Raw genomic sequence first — 8,772 nt, forward strand, 5'->3', positions numbered from 1 at the left:
CCGCCGCCCCCGCCGCCGGACCCGGCGCTGCCGGCGCCGGCGCCGCCGCCCCCGGACAAACGATCCCCACGGGTGTCGTTCGTGCCGTCGTCGCCGCGGTCGGAGTAGCTGGAGCCGTCGCCGCCGCCGTAGCCGCTGGCGCCGTTCCAGCCGTTCTGGCCGTCGCCGCCGGTGGCGTCGCCGTTGAGGTCCGCCCAGGCGTCCGCCCCGTTCGTGCCGTTGGCGCCGTCGAGGGGATGGTAGCCGGGCGTACCGGCCGCCCCGCCCATCCCCGTGCCGCCGTCGGCCCGCTCCGTGTTGTAGTAGCCGGACTGGCCGTCCTGTCCGTCGCCGCCCCGGGTGCCGGACGTGCCGGGCCCCCCGCCGACGCCGGGCGTGCCGGTGGCGAGACCGGCGTCGCCGCCGCCCGCCACGCCGGTGGTGCCGACCGCGGAGACGTCGAAGGTCGCGTCGGCCGCGACGTGAATATCGCCGGTCGCCGTGACCGACAGCGGTCGCGTGCCGACGGCCTTCACCGTGTTGTTCGCCAGGAACGCGAGGTTTCCGCTGAAGGTCCAGCGGCCGATCTCGCCGCCCTGATCGTCGACGACCGTTTCGTAGTGGAAGGTCGTGCCGTTCAGGTCCGTCACGGCGGTGCGGGCGCCGCCGTTCACGTTCGGATCGGTGACGTAGACGGTCCCGCTGGCGCTATCGAACTCGATCGTTCGACCGGGGAGGAGCACGCCGAAGGCCGTCGCGGAACTCATCGAGAATGCGGCCACGAACGCGGCGGCCGGCAACCAGGGCAACGCCCGGCGGAACCACCGACGAACCGTCCAAGGACGAGCCACGGCGCCGAGTCGAACCGCCCAGCAATGGCGGGTGGAGGTGAACCGAGACGCAAAAGAGCGGCGCATCCGTGCAACAATCTGGAAACTGAGTGGGGAGCCCCCCGCAGCGATCGACAGCGTTCGATCCCGCGCGGAACACACTGCGCGGGACTGTTCGGTTAGTCCTGACGGCGCCGCGGAAGATCGTCGTGCCTCTTCGAAGCGGATGAGGGATTCCCCGGTGTGGAGCGGTTTTCCCCCAGATGACGCTCGGCCGCGACGAAACGGCAGTTCCGCTGCGCCGAACGCCGCTCAAGTCGGGGCGGACCGGCGCCGACGGAGCCGTTTCTCGCCCGTCCGGAGACGGTTCAGCGGGGCCGCTCCCGCGTCGGCTCGGCGCCGACGCCGCGAATCTCGGTGAAGCCGCGGGCGGGATCGAAGGCCGGATTGGGACCGGGAATCGTCGCCCCGCTCGCCGTGATCCAGTCGCGAAGCAGCGTGTTGAGCTCCGCGGCGATCTCGGGCCGGGCCGCCGCGAGATCGACCTGTTCCCCCGGGTCGGCCGCAAGGTCGTACAGCTCCGCCGCCGGCCCGACGCGGTACACGCCGGCGTCCTCTCCGGCCGACCGGCCGGGCGCGTCCCCGCCGTCGATGCGATCGCCGAAGAACGCGATCAGCTTCCACTGCCCCCGCACCACCGAGGCGCCCGGCGTCAGCCCCCAGCGGAGGTCGTAGAAGGGGCAGTACTGGTACACCGGCCGATCAGCGAGGAGGGCCGTCGACTCGCCCGTCAGCGCCGGCGAAAGATCGACGCCGGCGAGGGCCGCGTTCTCAGGGAGCGACGCGACCTCCGCCCCCGCCAGCGAGAGCAGCGTGGGGGCGAGGTCCACCGCATGCACCGGCTCCGTCACGACCCGCCCCGCTCCGATCCCCGGTCCGGCGGCGATCAACGGGACCCGCACGCCGCCCTCGTAGAGCGACCCCTTCCCCTCCCGCAGCGGTGCGTTGTCGTACTGCCGTTCGACGGCGGGCAGCGTCGCCCCGGGCTCCGCCGACGGCAGGTCGGTCCCGCCCAGCTTCACGTCGACCCCGCCGTTATCGCTGAGGAAGACGATCACGGTCTCCTCCGCTTCGCCGAGGCACTCCAGCCCCGCGGTCAGTCTGCCGACGGAGGCGTCGAGATGATCCAGCAGGGCGAGATAGGTCGCGTTGCGACGGCCTTCCTCGGGGGTGCCGAGGGCCAAGTACTTCTCCACAAGCGGCTCGGGCGCCACGACCTTGCCGTGCACCGCGTGGTGGGAGAGCAGGCAGAACCACGGGCGATCGCGGTTCCGTTCCACGAACGCGAGCGTCTGCTCGGTCAACAGGTCCACGCCGCGATCGGCGCCGGGTTCGAACTGCTCCGGGCCGACTGGCGGCGGGGCGTGGTCGAAGCCGTAACGCGTGGCCGCGGCGGGGTTGAGGCCGATGTAGTTGCCGTCCTCGCCGTTGGTGAGGTGCCACTTCCCGGCGATCGCGGTGACGTAGCCAGCCTCCCGCAGCGCCTTGGGGAAGGTCCAGGCGTCTCGCGGCAGATTCGCCCGGAACGACGGTTCCTCCACCCGGGCGAAGGGGTAGCCGTACGGCCCGATGACGTGCCACATGCGGTGGCCCGGCGCGTACCGGCCGGTCAGCAGCGTGGCCCGGGTGGGCGTGCACTGCGGGGTGACGTAGGCCCGCGTGAACCGCGTCCCGCGGGCGGCGAGGGCGTCGAGGTGCGGCGTCGGGACCTTGTCGCCGCCGTAGCTGCCGAGCGTGGGCCAGCCCTGGTCGTCGGTGAGGATCACCAGCAGGTTCGGCGGTCCGCCCTCCCCCGCGCCGGCTCGGTCCGCACCGGCGCCCAGCAGGGCCGCGAGGGCGGCGAGGGACGAAACGAGCGACGGGCGGCGACGCACGGCGGACTCCGGGGGGCGAGGCCGCCGGAAGGTAGCGCCGCCGCCGAACCGTCGCCCGGGCGGCCGGAGCGGCTTAGAGGTCGACGCCCCGCACCCCGGCGGCGGTGCTGCTGCCGAACGCGTCCGTCTCGATGCCCATCCGTTGCTCCAGTGCGACGAACAGGTTGGAGAGCGGCGTGTTGTTTTCGGCGTCGTGGGCGGCGTAGCCGGTGTGCTTCAGGCCGCCGCCGACCAAGAGGATCGGCAGGTTCCGCCAATCGTGGGCGCTGGCGTTGCCGAGGTTCGAGCCGAACAGCGCCGCCGTGCCGTCCAGCACGCTGCCGCCGGCCTCCGTCGTGCCGGCGAGGCGGGTGAGGAACGTGTTGAACTCCTTCAGTTCCGCCTCCTCGATCAGCCGGAGTTCGGCGATCTTCTCCTCGTCCTTGCCGTGGTGGGAGAGGTTGTGCCAGTCGGTGTTGACGCCCTCGATGTTCGACGGCGGGGCGTTCATGGCGCCGAGGGAGAAGGTCGCCACGCGGGAGCTGTCCGTCTCGAACGCCAGCGCGATCAGTTCGTACATCAGCCGCTGGCGGGCGGTGATGTCGGCCTTGTCGGCGACGTCCTCCATCGGCTCCCGGTCGACCTGCGGCTTGGGCCGCGTCGCCCAGCCCTCGGACTGGCCGATGCGGACCTCCAGGTCCCGAACCGCGGTGAAGTACTCGTCCAGCTTGGCCTTGTCGCGGGGGCCGACCCGGCGGTTGAGGCGTTGGGCGTCGACGCTGACGGCGTCGAGGATGCTCTTGCCGCGGCTGAGGTCCCGCACTTGCCGGCGGACCTCCTCCGGGGAGCCGTCCACGAACAGCTGCTTGAACACCTTCGCGGGGGAGCCCTCCGCCGGCAGGTTCACGCCGTTCGCAGTCCAGGAGAGCGAGGCCCCGCCGTTGGCGAGGTTCAGGAACGGCAGCCGCGTCGTCCCGCCGAGGCGTTGCGCCATCACCTGATCGACGGAGATCGTGTTGCGGAACCCCGCCAGCCCCGGCCGCGGGGCGCTGGTGAGCCAGGTCATCTCGGAGGCGTGGCCGTTGTTGCCGCTTTGCTCCGGGTGGGAGAGGCCGGACAGCAGCGTGTAGTTGCCGCGGTGCGCCTCGATCAGTTTGAGGTAGGGCGTGCTCTCGTGGTTCGGACCTTCTGTCTTCGGGAAGAAGTGCGGGCCGTGGAAGCCGAGGCTGCCGTTGATGAACACCGTCCGCTTCGGCTGCTCCGGCGCCGCGACGCGGGCGAACGCGGGCCGCATCGCCCCCAGCAGCGGGAGCGACAGGGCGGCCCCGGCGCCGCGGAGGAACGTGCGACGGTGGAGAGCGGGCATCGGCGGGCGCGGAGGGGACGGAAGCGGTTGAGGAATGCTAACGGACACGGCGGTCTCACGGATCGCTTCACGACGGCCGCGGACGGGACGCACTACTTGCCGCGGAAAATCTCGCTCTGCACGCAGAGGTGCAGAAGCTCCCGCACCCGGTGGCCGGAGCGGGCGCTTCGCTCCACGATGCGATCCAGCTCCGGCCGGTCGCTGAACCCGAGTTCCCGGCCGATGCCGAACGTGAGTAGTTTTTCGGCGAGGGTACGGGCCAGGCGATCGTCGTCCTCGGCGAGCAGGCGTTGGAAGTCCGCGAAGCCGCGGAATGATCGGCCGTCCGCGGTGACGCCGGAGGCGTCCACCGGCGGGCCGAGCCGGTAGCGGACGCCGCGGCCGTTCACCCGCACGTTGACCTTCTCCCCTTCGCCCAGGGACCGGTATCGCTCCCGCAGGCCGCCGATCGGGTTGAACTCCTCCAGGGCGAAGCCGGGAGGGTCGATCTTGTTGTGGCAGGACTGGCAGTCGCCGCTGGAGCGGTGGGCGGCGAGCAGCTCCCGCAGCGTGCTGGTGCCGCGGGTGTCCGGCTCCACGCCCGGGATGCCCGGCGGCGGGGGCGACGGCGGCGTCCCGAGCAGTCGCTCCAAGACCCAGACCCCCCGCACCACCGGGCTGGTGTTCGTGCCGTTGGCCGTCACCTTCAGCACGGCGGCCTGGGTGAGCAGTCCGCCGCGGACGCGGGCGGGGCCGCTGTCCGGCAGGTCCACCTCACGGATCTCAGGCCCCTCGACGCCGGGGAGGCCGTACAGCTCCGCCAGGCGGGCGTTCACCATCGCGTAGTCCGGCGCGACCAGATCCCGCACCGGCCGGTCCTGCGTGAACAGCTTGTCGAGGAACGCCAGCGTTTCGAGCGGCATGCTCCAGCGGAGGTACGGGTCGAACTCCGGGAAGAGCGTCTCGTCCGGGGCGGTGAAATCGATCTCCCGCAGGTCGAGCCAGGCGGCGGCGAAGTCCTGCAGGAAGCGGTCGTTGCGGCGGTCGTCCAACAGGCGGTCGATCTGCGTCCGCAGGACGGCCGGATCGGCCAGCCGACCGGACTCCGCCAGCCGCCGCAGTTCTTCGTCCGGGGCGGTGCGGGTCAGGAAGTAGGCCAGCCGGGAGGCGAGGGCGTGCTGATCGATGCGGCCCTGCCTGTCGACCGGTTCGTCCAGAAACAGGAACCGCGGCGAGCAGAGCAGCGCCGTGAACGCCACCTTCAGAGCCGGCTCGAACTCCGTCCCGCTCTCCCGTTCCGCCTTGTACAGGGCGACGTACGGTCCGACCTCAGCCGGTTCGACCGGCCGGCGGAAGACCTCCGCGGCCACCCGGGCGAGGCTGTCGCGGGCGGCGTCGGTGGCGGCCTGTTCGTTCGGAAAGACGTATTCGAACTGCGGCCGGTACCAGCTTTTCTCCCGCTGGCCGGGATTGGAGGGCATCCTCTCCCGCCGGTCGATGCCGGCGAAAATCAACTCGTGCCCGCGGCTGGGCCAGGGCTCGGGCAGGCGTTCCTCCGTCACGTCGAGGATCGCCAGGCCGGGGCCCTGGTACTCGTCGATCGGGGGGCGTTGCCGGGCGTTCGGCAGGTTCAGACCGATCGGCTCGATCTGGATCATGTATCGGTCGCCCAGATCCGCCTCGAAACTGATCTCGAACGCGTCGCCCGGCTGGCCGGCGGGCATTGTGAAATAGCCGTAGAACGGCTTGTCCGAGCCGCGGGCGAAACTGGTGCCGTTGACGGAGAACGTCAGCGGTTCGCCCTCCGTCTGAAAGGCGTAGCCGCGGACGGTCACCCGGTGCGGGCCGGGAACCTTCGGATCGGTCCCCCGCAGCATGCCGGACGGGTATCCGCCGGTGTTGTAGCGGACGACAGCCCCGTCCGGCAGCTTCCGCCAGACGTCGCCGAGGAACCGCTCCGCCTCGCGGGTGTCGGCGTAACTGACGACGATCGGGTCCGGGTTCGGCGGGGCGATCGTGCTGACGACGGCGGCGTCCCAGACCAGGCCGGCCGCTTCGATGTACCGATCAAGGTGCGTCGCGGAGACGGAGAGGGCGTCGCCGACGGTGTCGAACTCATGGCTGCGGCCGTCTTCGGGCAGCAGGCCGGCGAAGTCGAGGTTCGTGCCGAACGTGTCGTTCAGCGTGTTCTGATACTCCCGCCGGTTCAGCCGCCGCAGGGCGGTCTCCCGCACCGCGGCGTGGGCGTCGTGCAGGCTCCGCCGCAGCGGTTTGAGCGTCGCCCGCAGTTCGTGGGCCGCCGGCCGGGGCATCTCCGCGGGGGGCATCTCGCCCGACTCGATGCGATCGAACACCCGCTCCCACTGGGCGAAGACTGCCAGGTCCGCGAGGTCGGCGGTGAGCGTGTCGAAGTCCAGCCCGGCCTCGGCGAACTCGCCCGTGTGGCAGTCGGCGCAGTGGGCTCGCACGAACGCGGCCGTTTCCGTGCGGACGTCGGCCGACAGGGCCGCGGGGGCGAACAGCAACGCCGCGAGAGCGGCGAGCGGGCGTTTCTTCATAAATCAATTCTATCCGATGGTCGACCGGCCGTCACGGGCCGCCGAGGGCCGCGATCGTCTAGCATGAGAGGACAAACCGCCCCGTCCCGGCGTCGGGGCGGAGCGATTTTGCCGGTCGCCCGCCGCGAAGAATTGTCGCGTTTCGACCGCGGTCGGCTGTGGTAAGCTGACGCCTCAATCTCCCGTTCGGCCGCGAGGTCGGACCTCCGGCCCGTCGCCTCGCCGGATCCGGCCCCTTCCCTTCGCCCGCCGGACCTTTCTTCAGGCAAACGCCCCGCGGGGCCGCCGTCACGTTCCTTTTCGACCGCCCCCCGGCGGCGTCCCCCGTCGCTCTCGCTCCCGGGGGTCAGGGGGAGATGCCGGAACCGATTCGCCCATGCTTCAGTTTTTTCGCCAGCGTCAACGCAGCATCAAGGACGACACGCTCTCCGGCCTCACCGTCGCCCTGGCGCTGGTTCCGGAAGCGGTCGCGTTCGCCTTCGTGGCGGGGGTGGAGCCGATCATCGCGCTGTACTCGGCCTTTTTCCTCTGCCTCGGGGCGGCCGTGTTGGGCGGGCGGCCGGGGATGATCTCCGGGGCGACGGGGGCGATGGCGGTCGTCGTGATCGGGCTCGTGCAGATGCACGGGGTCGAATACCTCTTCCCGACGGTGATTCTCTGCGGGTTGATTCAGATCGCGGTCGGGGCGGCGAGACTCGGGGTGCTGATCCGCATCGTGCCGCACTCGGTGATGCTGGGATTCGTCAACGGGCTGGCGATCGTCATTTTGATGGCCCAGTTCGGCAGTTTTCAGACGGTGGACGCCGCCGGGGAGCTGGTTCCCCTCAGCGGGCCGGCGCTCTGGATCATGCTGGGGCTGATCGCGGTCACGATGCTGATCATCTGGGGGTTGCCGAAGCTGACCCGGGCGGTGCCCTCCTCGCTGGCGGCGATCCTCACCGTTTCGCTGGCGGCGGCCGGCATCAACGCCTGGGCCGACCCCGGGCTGATCGCCGAGGGGCAGTCGAATGTCGTGCCCACGGTCGGCGACATGCTGGCCACGAACAAGAAAGCGTTCGAGGCGAACAAGGCCCGCACGCTGCTCGAAGAGGAACGCGAGGCCGACCCGGACGCCGAACTCGACCCGGAACTGGTGCAGGCCGCGGTGGCCTCCGCCCTGACGGCGGTGGACGAGGACCCGGAGAGCCGCAGCATCGCCGGCGGGCTCCCGCGGCCGTTCTTCCTCGAGTGGGCGCTGCCGCCGGTCTCCTGGGAGACGCTGTGGATCATCCTGCCGTTCGCCCTGACGCTGGCCGGGGTCGGGCTGATCGAATCGCTGATGACCCTCGCCCTGATCGACGAAATCACCGAGACCCGCGGTCAGAGCAACCGGGAGTGCTTCGGCCAGGGAGCCTCGAACGTGATCTGCGGCTTTTTCGGCGGGATGGGCGGCTGCGCGATGATCGGCCAGAGCCTCATTAACGTGAACAGCGGCGGTCGCGGCCGGCTCAGCGGAATTGTGGCCGCCTGCGCCCTGCTGGCCTTCGTGCTCTTCCTGGCGCCGTGGATTCAGATGATCCCGATGCCCGCCCTGGTGGGGGTCATGTTCATGGTCGTCATCGGCACCTTCGAGTGGGCCAGCCTGAAGATGTTCCGCCGCATGCCGCCGATCGACGTGTTCGTGATGCTGCTGGTCGCCGGCTACACCGTGGTGATGCACGACCTCGCCAGCGCCGTGGTGCTGGGCGTGATCGTCTCGGCGCTCGCCTTCGCCTGGACCCACGCCACGCACCTGGGAGCCGATATCAAGCTGAACGAGCACGGCAGCAAGATTTATCAGCTGCACGGCCCGCTCTTCTTCGCCAGCGTCGCTTCGTTCAAGGAGCTGTTCAATCCGCGGGAGGACCCGGACGACGTGGTCGTCGACTTCTACTACACCCGCGTTTACGACCAGTCCGGGCTGGAGGCGATCAACTCGCTGGCGGAGAAGTACGGCTCCCTCGGCAAGCGGCTCCACCTCACGCACCTCTCGCCGGAGTGCCGCAGGCTGCTGGACCGGGCCGGCGAACTGGTCGAGGTGAACCTCAGCGAGGACCCGCAGTACCACGTCGCCACCGACCGGTTCAGCAAGCTCGGCAAGTGACGCGGGGGCGGACCGTGCGGCAGCG

Annotated in this window: 4 protein-coding genes and 1 pseudogene; 1 reads left to right on the top strand and 4 read right to left on the bottom strand. The window is 70.6% G+C overall.

Annotated features, from left to right (window positions below):
* The 4 genes and pseudogenes from ACG2DA_RS20120 to ACG2DA_RS20135 all read right to left on the bottom strand — a co-directional run.
* Window positions 1-746, bottom strand: a pseudogene (locus ACG2DA_RS20120) (hypothetical protein); the annotation flags it as partial.
* 431 nt (window positions 747-1,177) lie between these two features.
* Window positions 1,178-2,743, bottom strand: coding sequence for a sulfatase-like hydrolase/transferase (locus ACG2DA_RS20125; RefSeq protein WP_395258138.1), 1,566 nt, complete (start codon window positions 2,741-2,743; stop codon window positions 1,178-1,180).
* Between the two features lie 73 nt (window positions 2,744-2,816).
* Complete coding sequence (locus ACG2DA_RS20130) at window positions 2,817-4,088, bottom strand: DUF1552 domain-containing protein (protein ID WP_395258139.1); 1,272 nt, start codon at window positions 4,086-4,088, stop codon at window positions 2,817-2,819.
* Window positions 4,089-4,180: 92 nt separating this feature from the next.
* Window positions 4,181-6,625 carry a DUF1592 domain-containing protein gene (locus tag ACG2DA_RS20135; RefSeq protein ID WP_395258141.1) on the bottom strand — a complete coding sequence of 815 codons (2,445 nt, stop codon included), beginning with the start codon at window positions 6,623-6,625 and terminating at the stop codon, window positions 4,181-4,183.
* 376 nt (window positions 6,626-7,001) lie between these two features.
* Between ACG2DA_RS20135 and ACG2DA_RS20140 the strand changes: the two genes are divergently transcribed.
* Window positions 7,002-8,747 carry a SulP family inorganic anion transporter gene (locus ACG2DA_RS20140; RefSeq protein WP_395258143.1) on the top strand — a complete coding sequence of 582 codons (1,746 nt, stop codon included), beginning with the start codon at window positions 7,002-7,004 and terminating at the stop codon, window positions 8,745-8,747.
* Window positions 8,748-8,772 lie beyond the last annotated feature (25 nt).

This window comes from Alienimonas sp. DA493, assembly GCF_043951915.1.
GTDB lineage: Bacteria > Planctomycetota > Planctomycetia > Planctomycetales > Planctomycetaceae > Alienimonas.